Source organism: Sphaerisporangium krabiense, from assembly GCF_014200435.1.
GTDB lineage: Bacteria > Actinomycetota > Actinomycetes > Streptosporangiales > Streptosporangiaceae > Sphaerisporangium > Sphaerisporangium krabiense.
In genome coordinates, this window is sequence record NZ_JACHBR010000001.1 from 538,339 (window position 1) to 551,485 (window position 13,147).

13 protein-coding genes are annotated in these 13,147 nt (G+C 73.2%); 1 reads left to right on the forward strand and 12 read right to left on the reverse strand.

Annotated features, from left to right (window positions below; genetic code table 11):
- Window positions 1-557 precede the first annotated feature (557 nt).
- The 12 genes from BJ981_RS02210 to cutA all read right to left on the reverse strand — a co-directional run bounded on the left by BJ981_RS02210 (window position 558) and on the right by cutA (window position 11,978).
- Window positions 558-1,532 carry a hypothetical protein gene (locus tag BJ981_RS02210; protein ID WP_184608063.1) on the reverse strand — a complete coding sequence of 325 codons (975 nt, stop codon included), beginning with the start codon at window positions 1,530-1,532 and terminating at the stop codon, window positions 558-560.
- The gene (locus BJ981_RS02215) at window positions 1,529-2,209 is read right to left on the reverse strand and encodes a hypothetical protein (RefSeq protein ID WP_184608064.1); all 681 of its coding nucleotides are present in this window, start codon (window positions 2,207-2,209) and stop codon (window positions 1,529-1,531) included. The genes BJ981_RS02210 and BJ981_RS02215 overlap by 4 nt, the downstream gene beginning before the upstream one ends.
- A 177-nt stretch (window positions 2,210-2,386) precedes the next feature.
- Entirely contained in the window at window positions 2,387-5,422 is a 3,036-nt protein-coding gene (locus tag BJ981_RS02220; RefSeq protein WP_239139124.1) for a bacterial transcriptional activator domain-containing protein, read from the reverse strand.
- A 67-nt stretch (window positions 5,423-5,489) separates the two neighbouring features.
- Window positions 5,490-5,927 (reverse strand): pilus assembly protein TadG-related protein, encoded by a 438-nt coding sequence (locus tag BJ981_RS02225; RefSeq protein ID WP_239139123.1) that lies wholly within the window; start codon window positions 5,925-5,927, stop codon window positions 5,490-5,492.
- Window positions 5,924-6,289, reverse strand: coding sequence for a TadE/TadG family type IV pilus assembly protein (locus tag BJ981_RS02230; RefSeq protein WP_184608065.1), 366 nt, complete (start codon window positions 6,287-6,289; stop codon window positions 5,924-5,926). The genes BJ981_RS02225 and BJ981_RS02230 overlap by 4 nt, the downstream gene beginning before the upstream one ends.
- A gap of 47 nt (window positions 6,290-6,336) precedes the next feature.
- The gene (locus tag BJ981_RS02235) at window positions 6,337-6,564 is read right to left on the reverse strand and encodes a Flp family type IVb pilin (RefSeq protein ID WP_184608066.1); all 228 of its coding nucleotides are present in this window, start codon (window positions 6,562-6,564) and stop codon (window positions 6,337-6,339) included.
- Entirely contained in the window at window positions 6,565-7,488 is a 924-nt protein-coding gene (locus BJ981_RS02240) for a type II secretion system F family protein (protein WP_184608067.1), read from the reverse strand. It abuts the gene before it with no gap.
- Window positions 7,481-8,392, reverse strand: coding sequence for a type II secretion system F family protein (locus tag BJ981_RS02245; RefSeq protein ID WP_184608068.1), 912 nt, complete (start codon window positions 8,390-8,392; stop codon window positions 7,481-7,483). Before BJ981_RS02245 ends, BJ981_RS02240 begins: the two co-directional genes overlap by 8 nt.
- A complete protein-coding gene (locus BJ981_RS02250; RefSeq protein ID WP_239139122.1) occupies window positions 8,389-9,696 on the reverse strand; it encodes a TadA family conjugal transfer-associated ATPase in 1,308 nt (435 codons plus the stop codon). Before BJ981_RS02250 ends, BJ981_RS02245 begins: the two co-directional genes overlap by 4 nt.
- Window positions 9,697-9,727: 31 nt before the next feature.
- Window positions 9,728-10,546, reverse strand: coding sequence for a CpaE/TadZ family protein (locus BJ981_RS02255; protein WP_184608069.1), 819 nt, complete (start codon window positions 10,544-10,546; stop codon window positions 9,728-9,730).
- Window position 10,547: 1 nt separating this feature from the next.
- Window positions 10,548-11,249: a hypothetical protein gene (locus tag BJ981_RS02260; RefSeq protein WP_184608070.1), complete on the reverse strand. Its 702-nt coding sequence runs from the start codon at window positions 11,247-11,249 to the stop codon at window positions 10,548-10,550.
- A 375-nt stretch (window positions 11,250-11,624) separates the two neighbouring features.
- A complete protein-coding gene (gene cutA / locus BJ981_RS02265; RefSeq protein ID WP_184608071.1) occupies window positions 11,625-11,978 on the reverse strand; it encodes a divalent-cation tolerance protein CutA in 354 nt (117 codons plus the stop codon).
- A 461-nt stretch (window positions 11,979-12,439) separates the two neighbouring features.
- Between cutA and BJ981_RS02270 the strand changes: the two genes are divergently transcribed.
- A complete protein-coding gene (locus BJ981_RS02270; protein ID WP_184608072.1) occupies window positions 12,440-13,066 on the forward strand; it encodes a COG4315 family predicted lipoprotein in 627 nt (208 codons plus the stop codon).
- Window positions 13,067-13,147 lie beyond the last annotated feature (81 nt).

Sequence of the window (13,147 nt, forward strand, 5' to 3'; positions counted from 1 at the left end):
CTCACCTTGGGGTCCTTAGCGCCACGCCCCCGAACCCATCAGATGCCTCTCGTACGTTATGGGAAAAGCTTGACGCCGTGAACACCCGAAATGGAGGCTCGACCGCATTGTTATATCGATCACCACAACCGCCCGTGCATTCGCACACGCAACGGGAATATGATCGGATAAGCATGGCTTTGACATCATTCCGCGGGGCGGCCCCACTGGCACCACCTCTGGCCTCAGGCCCACACCCCTCGAAGGTTCCCCTGCTGGGCCCCGGATTCCGGTGCGGACGTGATCCTCGCCGGTCGCACGGACGGCTGACCGCCGGGCACATCCGGAGAGGTCACAGCAGGCCCGTCGCAGCCGTCCGGCGAATGATGAGATCGGCGATCTAGATAAGCGGGATATGCGGCGCTATAAGCGGATAAGTCCGGACATGGGAGCGACCATGGCGCGAGTGACACGAGCATTTCCAGCGATCCCAGCGAGAATAGCGAAAAAGGGCGGCTTATACCCACTCGGCGACGCCCGGTCGACGGGCGCCGCCATGGATGAGCCGCCCTCTTCTGTTACGACCGGTCGCCGCCCCGGACGATGCTCTGCACCTCGCCGACCGGAACGTCCCGCGAGGCCGTGACGCGCACGGGGGCGAACGCGAACCCGACGCCCTCCCCCGTCACCGTCCACTCGGTGGTGACCGTGAGCGTGTACGCCCCGCGCGGCTGGTCGACCGACGCGTGCAGATACCGGACGCCGCAGGTGAACGTGCCACCGGAGACGTACGGACGCCCGGTGGGGCCGCAGTCCGCCTTCACCTCGGCGCGGCTCCCGGACGTGCCGGGGTCGATCTCCAGGCGGGTCAGCCGGGCCGTGACGGTCGCGGACATCACGCCGGGCAGCTCCGCCGTCACCGAGCGGACGGGGGCGCCGATCCCGGTGAGCCAGACCCAGGTGGGCAGGTTGACGTAGCTCCTGACGTCCGGGCTGAGGTTGATCTTCGGCTCCGGGACGGTCAGCGCGGCGCGGGCGAGCTGGTACAGCTCCTCCAGGGTGATCCCGCCCGGAGGCGTGCCGCCCTCGGGCACCCAGACCGCGCCCTGGAGCCCGGACCAGCAGGCCAGGCCGTTCGGGTCGGCGGAGTTGTAGGCCGGGACCCACCAGCGGCCGTCCTCGCCCACCTTGTCCTTGTACTGCTTGAGGAACTTGTCGAAGTCCTGCGCGGTGCCGGTCGGGTTGAGGTGGAACCAGTACTCCCTGACGTCCTCCTGCTTCTTCAGCATCTTGTCGGGGCCGTCGCCGGGCTCGTACCAGCAGGGACGCGGCACCCGGTAGCCGTCCGCCTTGCCTCCGAGGCCGTCGCCGCTGACGACGATCTTGGAGTTGCGCAGGATCACGCCGCTGGTCGGCCCGTCCTGGAAACCGTCACCGAACGGTCGGCCAGGGTCGTCGAGTGCGGCGGCGGGGCTCGTGAACAGGGCGAGCACGGCGAACACGGTGAGCATGGCGAGAACGGCGGCCGGGGCCGGCGTCGGCGGTCTTCTCATCGGCGACATTCCTTCGCGCGCTGATGGGGGTAGGCGGCGTGCATGTACGTCCTGACGCGCCAGGCGCCGTCGTCGCCCCTGCGCACGCCCGCGGCCTGGAGGTAGACCGCGGCCGGAGGCCGGGTCCAGGAGGGCTGGGACGTGACGGGGCGCCCGCTGCCCGCGTCGGTGACCTGGATGCCGGACTCGTCCACGCAGGCGTCGACCTCCGCGCCCCGGCCGACCACCGCCGGCACCCGCAGCGCGTACACCTTGGCCGTGCCGGTGGCGGACTCGCGGCGCTCGCGGAACCCGCGCACCCACGTGTAGGCGTCCCGGGCCGCCTGCTCCTCGACGCTGCCGAGATAGGCGGTGTCCTCGCCGCCGGCGACGGCCTTCCACGTGCCGACGTAGGCGTCGGTGAACGCCTTGGCCACGCCCCGCTGCCCGGCGTCGAGCCCCGCGGGCCACTCGATCGACACGGTGAGGCCGGGGGCGGCCTCGACGGACTCGACCGACCCGGTGGACAGCGGCCGGGCCGCCCCTGGGGACGCGCCGGCCGGGGACGTGCCCGCCGGGGAGGAGACGGCGCCGGGAGAGGACGCCGCGTCGCCGGCCGGGGTGAACGGGCGCTCGGCCTGGGCCGCGCAGCCCGTGACCAGCAGCGCGGCGGCGGCGAGCGCGGCCGGCATCCGCATGCCGACGAGGCTAGTCACGGTACGGGCGCGCCGACCACCGTTTCGCGTGGATCGATATGGTTCGCCGGGAAACGCCGGCCCGGGTGCCACCGTCGCCATCACACCTGTCCGTCCGTCGCTTCCGCCGGGGCCCGCGTCACGCGTCTCCGCCATACGTCTCGGCACACCTCTCCGTGCTCACGCCGACGGCATGGAGTGCAACCGCCAGGACGGCAGCAGCTCGTCGATGAGCGCCTCGGTCTCGGGGGCCATCCCGCCGCCGTAGGGATGCGAGGCCGCCCTGCGGTGCAGGCCGTCCACGACGGCGCGCAGCTGGAGCGGGTCACCGGTGGCGTGCGCGGCCCTGAGCAGGTCGCGCCAGAGCCCTTCGTCGTCGGCGGCCAGCAGCAGGCCGGCCCGCACCGCCGCCACCGCGCCCTCGGCGTCCCCGTGGGCCAGGCGCACCTCGCAGAGCCGGTGCGCGGCGTCCGCCACGCTCGCGGTGACCTCGTACTCCAGCTCGTCGGCGGCCAGCCAGGCGTAGCGCCCGCGCGGCCTGCCGTTGAGCAGCGGCCCGCGCACCAGGCCGAGGGCCCGCTCCAGCAGCATGGCCCGCGCGCCGGGGTCGTTGTGGGAACGGCGCACCAGCTCGCGGAAGAGCTGCCAGTCCGTGCGCACCTCGGGCCCGAGCCTGAGCCTGCCGGTGTCGTCGGTCCTGAGGTTGGGCCTGCCCTGGGCGTCGGCGCCGAGCCAGTCGGCGACCCGGGCGATCGTGGCGTCCCTGACGACGGCCTGCACGCCGCGCGGCCACAGGATGCCGCCGAGCACCACCGGGTGGACGCCCTGCGGGTGGGCGGCGAGGTAGACGACCATCTCGGTGGCCAGCTCCGCCCTGCCCTCCTCCAGCGGCGGCACCGGGCCGATCTCGACGGGCCCGAGGATGCGGACGTTGACCGAGGGCGGGGTGGTGAGCTCCTGGGGCTCCTCCTCGCGCACCGGCTCGCCGTCGCGGCGCCCGGCCGTGCGGAACAGCTCGATCACCGCGTCGTAGTGGCGCCGGGGCAGGAGCTGCGCCGCCACCGTCACGCCGAGCGCGTCGATCTTCGCCTTGCCGTCCTCGGTGATCTCCCACGTCCAGGTGGGGTGCGGGACCTCGCCCGCGATGACGTACCCGGCGGCCATGCGGGCGCCCGCGCGGCCGAGCCTGGCCAGGCGCTCGGCCTCGCCGGGGTCGGGGGCGATCGCCGACAGCAGGAAGTGCGGCGGCCAGGTGGGGTCGGCGGCGCGGCCGTGCACCCGTCCGGTCAGCACCTCGCCACCGGACGCGGTCACCTCCTCGGCCCGGGACTCCAGGTCCGGCAGCGCCTCGGCCAGGCTGCCCACCGCGCGCACCCGGTCGGGGGCGATCATGGTGAGGTCGGCGCCGAAGCCGACGAGCGTGACGCGCATGCCGTCGGACCAGCGGTTGGTGGCCAACTCGACGGCCAGCGCCGCGAGCGCGTCCCGGACGCGGTGCCCGGTGACGGCGATCACGCCGTGCGCGGCCTCCAGGTCGACCAGGACGCGGCCGGACTCGGTGACGCCGAGCGAGACCAGCCCCGGGTACGGGGCCGGGACGTCGGCCAGGGCGTGCTCGTCGATGCCCCGGCCCTCGTGGGCGGGCAGCCGCCAGGTGCGTCCGCCGTCGTGGGACTCCCAGGGCGCGGGCGCGTCCGGCTCCGGCGGGTGGATCCACAGGTCCAGGCCCCGGGCGGACAGGTGGACGGCGTAGATGGTCGGCGGGACGCGGCCCTGCTCGGCCAGCAGCTTGCCCAGCAGGCGCAGGCCGTTGTCCAGCACGCGACTGCCCGGCGCGTCGGACCCGAGGCGCAGCGCGACCTCCGCGCTCGCGGCGTCGCCGCGCGGCCGGGGGAGGCGGTACCCGAAGGCGCGGTTCCAGAGCTGCTCGCGGCGGCGGCGCCCGAGCGCGGCCAGCAGCCCGGCGGCGGCCAGCGAGCCCCCGGCCAGGTAGTCGATCAGGTCCAGGCCCCCGCCGGTGTCCTGGGTCTCGGTCCGGTGCGACCGGTCGGCCTGCGGAGGCCGGTCGGCGTTCTTGACGGACGGCACGGCCGTCTCCTTGGCCGCGGGCAGGTGGTAGGAGCGGTGCGGGGCCGGCACGGGCAGGGCCGTGACCTTCCTGCCCTGCTCGGCGGCGTCGCCCGTGCCCGGCCGTCCGTCCGCGTCCTCGCGCCCGGCCGTCCCGGTGCCGCGGCCCGCCGTGCCGGCGTCATGGCCGTCGGCACCCGTCTCGCCGCCGGTCGTGCCGGTGTCGCGGCCGTCGTGCGTGCCGGTCCCGCCGACCTGGTGGCGGCCCGCGTCCTGGACGATGAACTGCGTGCGGCCGTCGGCCTCGACCGGTTCGCCCGCGTGCCGCCTGAGCGTGGCCTCGCGGGTCTCGTCCGCCGGGACGACGTGGACGCCGCGCGCGTCGTCGGGCATGTCGAGCACCCAGCCGGGCCTGATCAGGTCGGCCATCTGCAGGCGGGCGCCGTCCGGCTGCGTCGTGTGCTGGTTGAGCCGGTAGATCTCCGGGTAGCGCCGTCCGTCCCCCAGGCACTTGTCGGCGATCTCCCACAGGCTCTCGTGGTGGCGGCCGTGCGGGGGCTGCACGACGTACACCTTCTTCACCTGGCGCACCACGTCGAGCGTGGCCGTGGACGCCTCCGTGCTCTGGGAGCCTTCCGCGGCGGCGGCGGCGCCGGCGGGCGCGGCGAGGGCGGCGGCGACCACGGCGGGCCTGGCCGGCGGCGGGGCGTTGCCGAAGGCGGCGATGGGGACCGCGGCGGCCGACACGGTGAAGAGCATCAGCGCGGCCGAGACGAGCCGGTTGGCCAGCGCCTGCGGCCCGCCGGAGAAGGGCACCCGGGCGGGCATGCCGATCCTGCGGATGCCGGCGTACACCTCGACGATCACGCAGACGACGAGCTGGAGCCAGGTGAGCCAGACCAGCAGCACCAGGATCGCGATGGCCGTCCCCATGCCGATCTGCCGGGTGAGCAGGTCGCCGTTGAGCAGCTCGGGCGGCAGGGGCGGCCCGGCGAAGCGCAGGAGCGCGTACGGGACACCGCCCATGAGCGCGGCCAGGGCGACGAGCGCCGCGAGCCCGGCGAGGACGTCGCCAGGGGTCCTGCGCGGCCGGATACGCGTGATCTGCGCCTGCGGTGTCCCTCTGGACGGCGCGCGCGACGCGGTCATCCCAGTTCCCTCCTTCGTCTCCCCGAGCCTGTCTGCGCGCGGTGCGCGGATCCCGCCCGCGGGGCGGTCACGGCGGCTGGTCGCCCGCGTCGGGGCCCGCCGCCGCGGCGCCGGACATCTCCGACCCGGGGAACCCGAACGCGCCCAGGAACACCGCGCTCCAGCGGACGCCGACCGTGACGGCGACCTCGCCCTGCGCCGCGCCCATGGCGCACCGCGTGAGCCGGACGGCGGCGTCACGGTGGGCGGCGACGAGCTCGCGCGCCTTCCCGCAGACGGCACGCTCGTCGCCGAGCAGGCGCACGTTCCCGGTGGCCCGCAGGTGTTCGACGTCGATCTGGTCGGCGGCGGCGCGCGCCGCCTGCTCGGCGATGTCGGACGCGCGCAATCGCGCGTTGATCGCGGCCCCGCCGTCGACCAGCAGCCCGGCCAGCAGGAACACCGTCACCGAGAAGATGACCGTGAACACCGACATCGACCCCGTGTCATCCGGCGGGACGCTCATCGCACCCTCCGGAAGAGTTCGAGCGGCACCACGGAGGCGCCGGTGGTGCGCTTGATCGCGCCGAAGCCGAGGAAGTCCAGGCGCAGCTCGCAGGTGACCTGCGCGCGGACGCTGCCGCCCTCGCGCCAGTCGCTGCCGGTGAGGCTGACGTCGGGACGGCACTGCCCGCGCAGCGCCGAGACCGCCGCCTCCCGCGCCGCGCGCTCCGCCGCGGGGCGCGTGCGCTGCACGGAGGCGGCGCGCGCGGCGTCCCGCGCGGCCCCGTTGACCTCGCCCTGGGCCTCGACCACGCGCCCCGCCCCGACCAGGAAGGTCAGGAAGATCAGGAACAGGGGCGCGAGCATGACGGCCTCGACCGCCATCGATCCCCGATCGCGCGGGCGGCCCCGGGTGAGACGGCGCCGTGCGGTCACGGCTTTCGGTCGCCTCCGCCGCCGAAGTTGGTCTGGATCTCGTTCTGCTTCTGGGTGACCAGGGTCTTGATCAGCGTGGCGAGACCGAGGGCCACGCCCGCGATGATCGCCGTGATGATCACCCACTCGACCGCGGACGCTCCGCGCGAGGGGGCGGTCCGCGCGCGGTGGATCCGCACGTGGAGCACGGCGACCAGGTATTCGAGCCATGGCGGTGTGTACATCTAGGACCCCAACATCTTCATCGCTGCCGGAAAACTGAGAAAGATCACGAATCCCGCGCAGAGCAGGAGCTGGGCGACCAGCATCGACTGGGAGCGCTCGCCGGCCTGGCCCTCGACCTCGGCCAGCTCGCGCCGCCGCATCGTGGCCGCGCGGGCGGTGAGCGAGGCCCGGACCTTGGCGCCGTCGTCCGCCACGAGCCCGAGCGCCGCCGACAGGTCGCGCAGCTCGTCGACGTTGATCTCGTCGCCGAGCCTGCCGAGCGCCTGCCAGGGGGTGATGCCGACGATCCTGGCGTTGGCGAGCGCCTCGCGGATGCGGGCCATCGCCCAGTTGGACGAGCCGCCGTCGCCGACCGAGACCGCCATCAGCAGGGCCTCGGGCACTCCCCTGCCTCCGGCGAGGTTCATCGCCACCAGGTCCAGGAAGGCGCCGACGGCGTGCCGGAAGTCGCGCCTGCGCACGGCGGCGTCCCGGCGGATCTGCAGGTCGGGCAGGAAGAAGAAGACCACCGCGATGATCAGCGCCGCCCACATCGGCACCTGGAGCGACACGCCCCACCCCATGAGGGCGAGCCAGCCCAGCAGCACGGGGAAGGCGAGCAGCCCCGACACCGCGAGCAGGACCTTCGTCGCGAGGTAGCCCTCGAAGGACTTGCCGAGCAGGGTCAGGTCGGCGCGGACGGAGCGGACCTCCCAGCCGCGGGAGGCGTAGAAGCGGGCGAGCCGCGAGCCGAGCTCGCGGCGGAAGGCGCTGACGTCCTCGTCGGGGCTGATGAGCTGGAGACGGAAGGCGTCGCCGCCCTCGCGGACCGAGTCGAGCGCGAGCAGCCGGGCCACCAGGCCGGGGCGGGGCGGGAACAGGGCCCTGACCAGCAGGAACAGGCCCAGCCCTACCGCGCCGCCCGCGAGGACGTTCTCAAGCATGCACGCCTCCCGCGACGGGTTCGCGCTCCACGGGGGCGGAGGCGACGGCGCCGAGCAGGCGCGCGGGCTTGTCGAAGCGGGCCAGGCGCCGCATCCAGGCGAACCCCGCGCCGAACAGCGCGGCCACCACGACCAGCACGGCCTGGCCGAGCAGCGAGTCGTACTCCGCGACGTAGGAGCGGTTGAAGACGACCAGCAGCGCGGCGAAGGCCAGCGCCGTGCCGACCACGATCTGCACGCTGCGGCGGGTGGACCTGCGCTCGGCCTCGACGCGGCGGCGCATGTCGAGCTCCTCGCGCGCCGAGACCGCGAGCGCGCCCAGCACCTCGCGCAGCCCGGGGCCGCGCAGTTTGGCGTTGAGTATCAGGGCGGCGACCACGAGGTCCGCCGATGGGTCGTCCAGTTCGTCGGCGAACAGGCGCAGCGCGTCGGGCAGGGGCATGCGGGTGTGGAGGCGGTCGACCAGCGAGCGCAGGTGCGGCCGCAGGGTGGGGGCCGCCGCGCGGATCGAGGACGGGATCGCCTGCTCCAGGCCCGCGGCCCCGGCGATGGTGTCGCGCAGCGACTCGGTCCAGGCGGCCAGGCCCTCCAGCCGGACCATGGCCGCGCGTTCCTCCGACGCGCCGCCGGTCAGGCCGCGCCAGGCCAGGACGAGCAGGACGGCGCCCGCCGCCATGACCGGCCAGCCGCTGACGACCAGCACCAGGCCGCCGGTGATGGTGGCGACCGCCGACCGCGTGGAGAGCCTGCGCAGCAGCTCACGGCGGCGCGCCCCCCGGTCGGGGGTGGCGGGCTTTCGCCGCACGCCGTAGAGGGCCAGGCCGAACAGGAACAGGCCGCCGCCGGTCGCGGCCCCGGCCAGCAGCGCGAGCCAGTCGAGCAGGCCGGTGGGCATGGGGATCATGACCAGGCCCCCCTCGCCGGGTCGTAGCCGTGCGGGACGAGGTCCTCCAGGCAGGCGATCGGCGCGAGCGGCACGGCGTGGCCGTCCGGGCCCGGGGCGAAGACCTCCGAGGACAGCACCCGGCCGTCCACGCCGGCGACCTCGCGGACGCTGGCGACGAAGCGGCGCAGGCGCCCGCCCTGGTGGTAGTCGTTGCGCTTCTCGATGAAGACGACGAAGTCGATGGCGCCCGCGATGAGCATGTGGGTGGCCTCGACGGGGAGGCGCTCCTCGGCCTGCAGGGCGTAGGTGGCGATGCGGTTGAAGACCTCCATGGAGGAGTTGGCGTGGATGGTCGACAGCGACCCGTCGTTGCCCTGGGTCATGGCGTTGAGCATCGTGACGATCTCGTCGCCCAGCACCTCGCCGACGATCACGCGGCTGGGGTTCATGCGCAGCGACCTGCGGACCAGCTCGGCCATGGTGATCTCGCCCTGCCCCTCGGAGTTGGGCAGGCGGTGCTCGAAGGCCACGACGTTCGGGTGCAGCTCGGGGAACTGGTCGAGGCCCAGCTCGAGGGCGCGTTCGACGGTGATCAGCCGCTCGTGGGGCGGGATCTCGTTGGCCAGCGCCCGCAGCAGGGTGGTCTTCCCCGCGTTCGTGGACCCGGCGATCATGATGTTCTTGCGCGCGGCCACGGCGGCGGACAGGAAGCGGCCCAGCTCGGGGGTGAGGGTGCCGTTGCCGACCAGGTCGCTGAGGAAGACCTTGCCGAGGCGGGCGCGGCGGATCGACACCGCGGGCCGCACGGTGACGTCCATGACGGCCGACAGGCGCGAGCCGTCGGGCAGCCGCAGGTCGAGCTGGGGGTTGGCGGTGTCGAAGGCGCGGCTGGACAGGCCGCTGTAGGCGGCGAGGATCTGGATCAGCTCGATCAGCTCCTCGTCGGAGTCGGCCACGGGGTCGTGCATGACCTCCTGGCCGTCGGCGTATCCGACGAAGACGCGGTCGCAGCCGTTGACGTCGATGTTCTCGACCTCGGGGTCGTCCAGCAGCGGCTGGAGCCTGCCGACGCCGAACAGGGCGGCGTGGATGCCCGCCGCCAGCGCCTCTTCCTCCTCGGCCGTCGGCGGGGTGCGCCCCGAGCCGATCTCGTTGCGGGCGTGCTCCTCGAGGACCTGCGAGATCAGGGCGCGGGCGAACTGGCGCTCGTCCTCGCCGGACATGGGGACGAGGCCGCTCGCCTGGTCCAGGCGGCGCTGGTGGGCGAGGCGGTCGCCGACCTCCTGCCGGAACCGTTTCACCAGCGTGTGGTCGATGCTCACCCGCGCCTCCCCTTCACCGCTCCCGCGACGCTCATCTCGACAGGCCCCCTGAGCGGGGACGCGGCGGCTCGGTGGAGACGCCGCGCGCGCGGGGCGGCTCGGCGGCGGGCGCGCGGCCGGGCGCGACGCGGGCGGCCAGGCGGCCGGCCAGCTCGCGGGCGGTGCGGATGAGCAGGGATCGGTCCAGGCGTCCGCCCCACTGGCCGCGCAGCAGCTCGGCGCCCTTGGGGTCGTAGGCCAGGCCCGCGACGAAGGCGGCGTCGACGCCGGTGGCGGCGACGATGCGCCCGACCTCTTCGATGGAGGACCGGTACGAGCGGGGCTCGGCGATCACCACGACGCCGATCTCGCCGGTCATGAGCGCGAGCCGCTCGCGGAGGTGGGCCACGTGGTCGAGGCTGGGCCGGGTGAACAGCAGCGTCAGCTCGGCCTCGGCGATCAGCTCGTTGATCTGCGGGTGGGCGCCGAGCCTGCCGAGGTCGGCCAGGACGTCGGCCTGCGGCAGCGCGGCCAGGGCGCGGCCGAGCGGGCCCCACAGCCACGTCAGGCCCGCGGCCTGCTCGCCGTGCGTCAGCCCGGTGAGGACGTCGAGGCCGCCCACGAGCTTCTGGGTGTGCTCGTGGACCTGCTCGGGGCGCAGGCCGCGCCGGGCGGTGGCGCCGAGGCTGAGCAGGCCCCGGGACGGGTTGAGCACGGTGCCGTCCATGCCGGGGAGCCGGTAGACCAGGTCGCCGCCGGAGGGGTCGCATTCGGCGAGCAGGACGGGCCGGGGCCACACCGCGCCGAGGGCGGTGGCGGCGGTGGTCACGCCCGGGGCTCCCTTGTCCGCGGCGAGGGCGATGAGCGCCACGTCACCCCGCTCCGGGCAGCTTGCCGACGGCGATCTCGCCGCCGGAGGCGTACATGGCGATCGTGGGCGAGACGGTGGCGTCCACGACGATGGAGACCAGGCCGGTGCTGCTGGTCTCGCCGCCGCCCACGGCGTCGACGAGCGCGCTCGGCGCGAGCACCTTGCCCTGCGCCGCCGCCTTGCCGGAGCCGGGGGCGTACAGGACCTGGACGTGGTCGCCGGCCTTGAGGTCCAGGGGCATCTGGCCCGCCTTGAGCGCCAGGCCGAGGATCACCTTGCCGGGGCCGACCTGCTCGCTGGACCTGCTGACCATCTGCTCGGTGAGGAGCGTGCCGGGCAGGAGGGTGACGCGGGCGAAGGTGGTGGCGACCTCCTGGCGGTGCCGGTAGTCGACGTAGGCGACGCCGGTGTCGGCGATCTGCACCTCTTCCATCGCCTCGGGCGGGATCGGCTGGCCGGGGCCGACCTGCTGGGTGATGCGGATGGCGGAGACGCGGTCGCCGCTGCGCACGACCAGGAGGGTGGTGGCGAGGGCGCCGCCGAGGACGAGTAACAGGGCGAGCGCCGCGAGGGCGGGCTTGCGCTCGCGGGGCGGGACGGGGAGCTTGCGCGACGCGGGGCCCGACAGCGCGCCCGGCGACCCGGGCCGCTCGGCGTTCACCGGGGCTCGGCTGTCGCGGTCGGGTCTCTCGCTGATCCTCATGGGTGGGGGGCTCCCGAATCAGGGACCAGGCCGACGGCCCCCGACCATGCGCTGATATCGATCAACACTGGGCCGATCGAGACGAACCGCATGACCACGGGGCGAAACGGCATGGTCACGGATATGTTAGGACAAGACTTCGGTTATCACCGAAATTCTCGTACGATCGCGTGCCGCTTGCATCAAGCTCCGGCTTGGAAACCGGACCCATGCTCATCCACTATGGATTAGCTGTCAATGGGAGGGTCATCAATCCCATCGGTCCCGGGACATCGCCCACACCGAAATTTCCGTCGATATTCTCCTTTGTATCGACAGTAACGCCAGTAACATCTGTCACCCGCGCCACCCGGGTGTTCCCCGCGGATCGGCATCTTAACCGTTCTCCGCACGAACCCCGCCGGAGGCGGACGAACCGGTTTCCTCGTCGATCCAGCGAAGATAGGCGCCGAGCCCGCCGTCGACGGGCAGGGTGATGATCTCCGGCGTCTCGTAGGGGTGATCGCGGCGGATCAGCTCGGTGAGGGCCTCCGCGCGCTCCCGCGTGGTCTTGACGAGAAGCAGGAACTCCTCGGCGGTCTCGAGCTCGCCCTTCCAGCGGTAGACGCTGGTGACGGGCCCGACGATCTGGGCGCAGGCGGCGAGCCGGGCGCCGACGGCCGAGCGCGCCAGTTCCGCGGCCTTGGCCCTGTCGTCGACGGCCACCTGGACCTGCACGTATCCCGGCATCGGCGCCCCTTTCCGTTAACCGGCCGTACACCTCGCCTGCCGGAGGCGCATGGCCTTGTCCGCTCTTGTCCACATGTTCGTCCACAGTCCCGGCCGGGGACCAGCACCGGACTTTCGCCAGGAATATGGAGAAATATCCGGTTTAGACCTGCCAGCCCAGCGCCGTCCACAGACTTATCCACAGGCGAGGTCGAATTTCCCCGCGCCTGTGGACGGCAGGCCGTGACCGACCGGCAGGTGAACGGGAACCGGCGGCGGGCCCGGCCTCCGGCACGGGGACGCGCGCACCCGGCCACCAAGGTTAGCGCCGTTTCCCATCGGCCTTATCCCAGGAGAACACCGGAAACAAGCATGGATGTACTGAAGCACGGATTGGCGGGAACGATAGCTACGTCTCCCCTCGGCAGATGCATATGTCCGTCTCGGCACGCAGGTGCGGAGCACGTGAGAAGGAGGGGGTCATGGACAGAATCCTGGCGTCGAGCATCGGGCTGGCCACAACGGTCCTGCTGGTGAGCGCTTGCGGCGGTTCGACCACGCCGAACGCCAACTACAGCAGGGCCGCGGCCAACGCCACGGAATCTCCGACCCCGACGGGCACGGAAACCGGCTACCCCGGCACGTCTCCCACCGCCTCCCCGACCGGGACGGCCTCGCCCGGCGGCTCTCCGACCGCCTCGCCCGGCGTCTCGCCCACCGAGTCCGCGAGCCCCATGCCGACGCCCGAGCACGCCAAGGTGCGGGTCGCCGATTCCCGGTACGGCAAGGTGCTGGTGGGCGAGAACGGCAGGGCCCTGTACGTCTTCGACAAGGACACCGACAACACGTCCAACTGCAACGACGCCTGCGCCACCGCCTGGCCTCCGCTGGTCACCCGGGACAAGCCCCGCGCGGGCGAGGGCGTGAAGGAGAGCCTGCTCGGCACCACGACGCGCAAGCAGGGCGAGAAGCAGGTCACCTACAACAAGCACCCGCTGTACTACTTCAGCGGCGACAAGGTCTCCGGCGACTTCAACGGCCAGGGCAAGACCGGTTTCGGCGGCAAGTGGCATCTGATCGACCCCGAAGGCAAGAAAGTGGAGAAGTAGGAGAACGGGCACCCGCGGGTCTAGATGGCGTAAACCTCCGGACCGGGCGGACTCCCGTCGCTACGTTGAAGCGCGGGAGCC

Excerpts from the sequence above, each read along its gene's own strand:
- BJ981_RS02210 (WP_184608063.1), bottom strand. The coding sequence starts at position 1,532 with ATGAGAAGACCGCCGACGCCGGCCCCGGCCGCCGTTCTCGCCATGCTC.
- BJ981_RS02215 (WP_184608064.1), bottom strand. The coding sequence starts at position 2,209 with ATGCGGATGCCGGCCGCGCTCGCCGCCGCCGCGCTGCTGGTCACGGGC.
- BJ981_RS02220 (WP_239139124.1), bottom strand. The coding sequence starts at position 5,422 with ATGACCGCGTCGCGCGCGCCGTCCAGAGGGACACCGCAGGCGCAGATC.
- BJ981_RS02225 (WP_239139123.1), bottom strand. The coding sequence starts at position 5,927 with ATGAGCGTCCCGCCGGATGACACGGGGTCGATGTCGGTGTTCACGGTC.
- BJ981_RS02230 (WP_184608065.1), bottom strand. The coding sequence starts at position 6,289 with ATGGCGGTCGAGGCCGTCATGCTCGCGCCCCTGTTCCTGATCTTCCTG.
- BJ981_RS02235 (WP_184608066.1), bottom strand. The coding sequence starts at position 6,564 with ATGTACACACCGCCATGGCTCGAATACCTGGTCGCCGTGCTCCACGTG.
- BJ981_RS02240 (WP_184608067.1), bottom strand. The coding sequence starts at position 7,488 with ATGCTTGAGAACGTCCTCGCGGGCGGCGCGGTAGGGCTGGGCCTGTTC.
- BJ981_RS02245 (WP_184608068.1), bottom strand. The coding sequence starts at position 8,392 with ATGATCCCCATGCCCACCGGCCTGCTCGACTGGCTCGCGCTGCTGGCC.
- BJ981_RS02260 (WP_184608070.1), bottom strand. The coding sequence starts at position 11,249 with ATGAGGATCAGCGAGAGACCCGACCGCGACAGCCGAGCCCCGGTGAAC.
- cutA (WP_184608071.1), bottom strand. The coding sequence starts at position 11,978 with ATGCCGGGATACGTGCAGGTCCAGGTGGCCGTCGACGACAGGGCCAAG.
- BJ981_RS02270 (WP_184608072.1), top strand. The coding sequence starts at position 12,440 with ATGGACAGAATCCTGGCGTCGAGCATCGGGCTGGCCACAACGGTCCTG.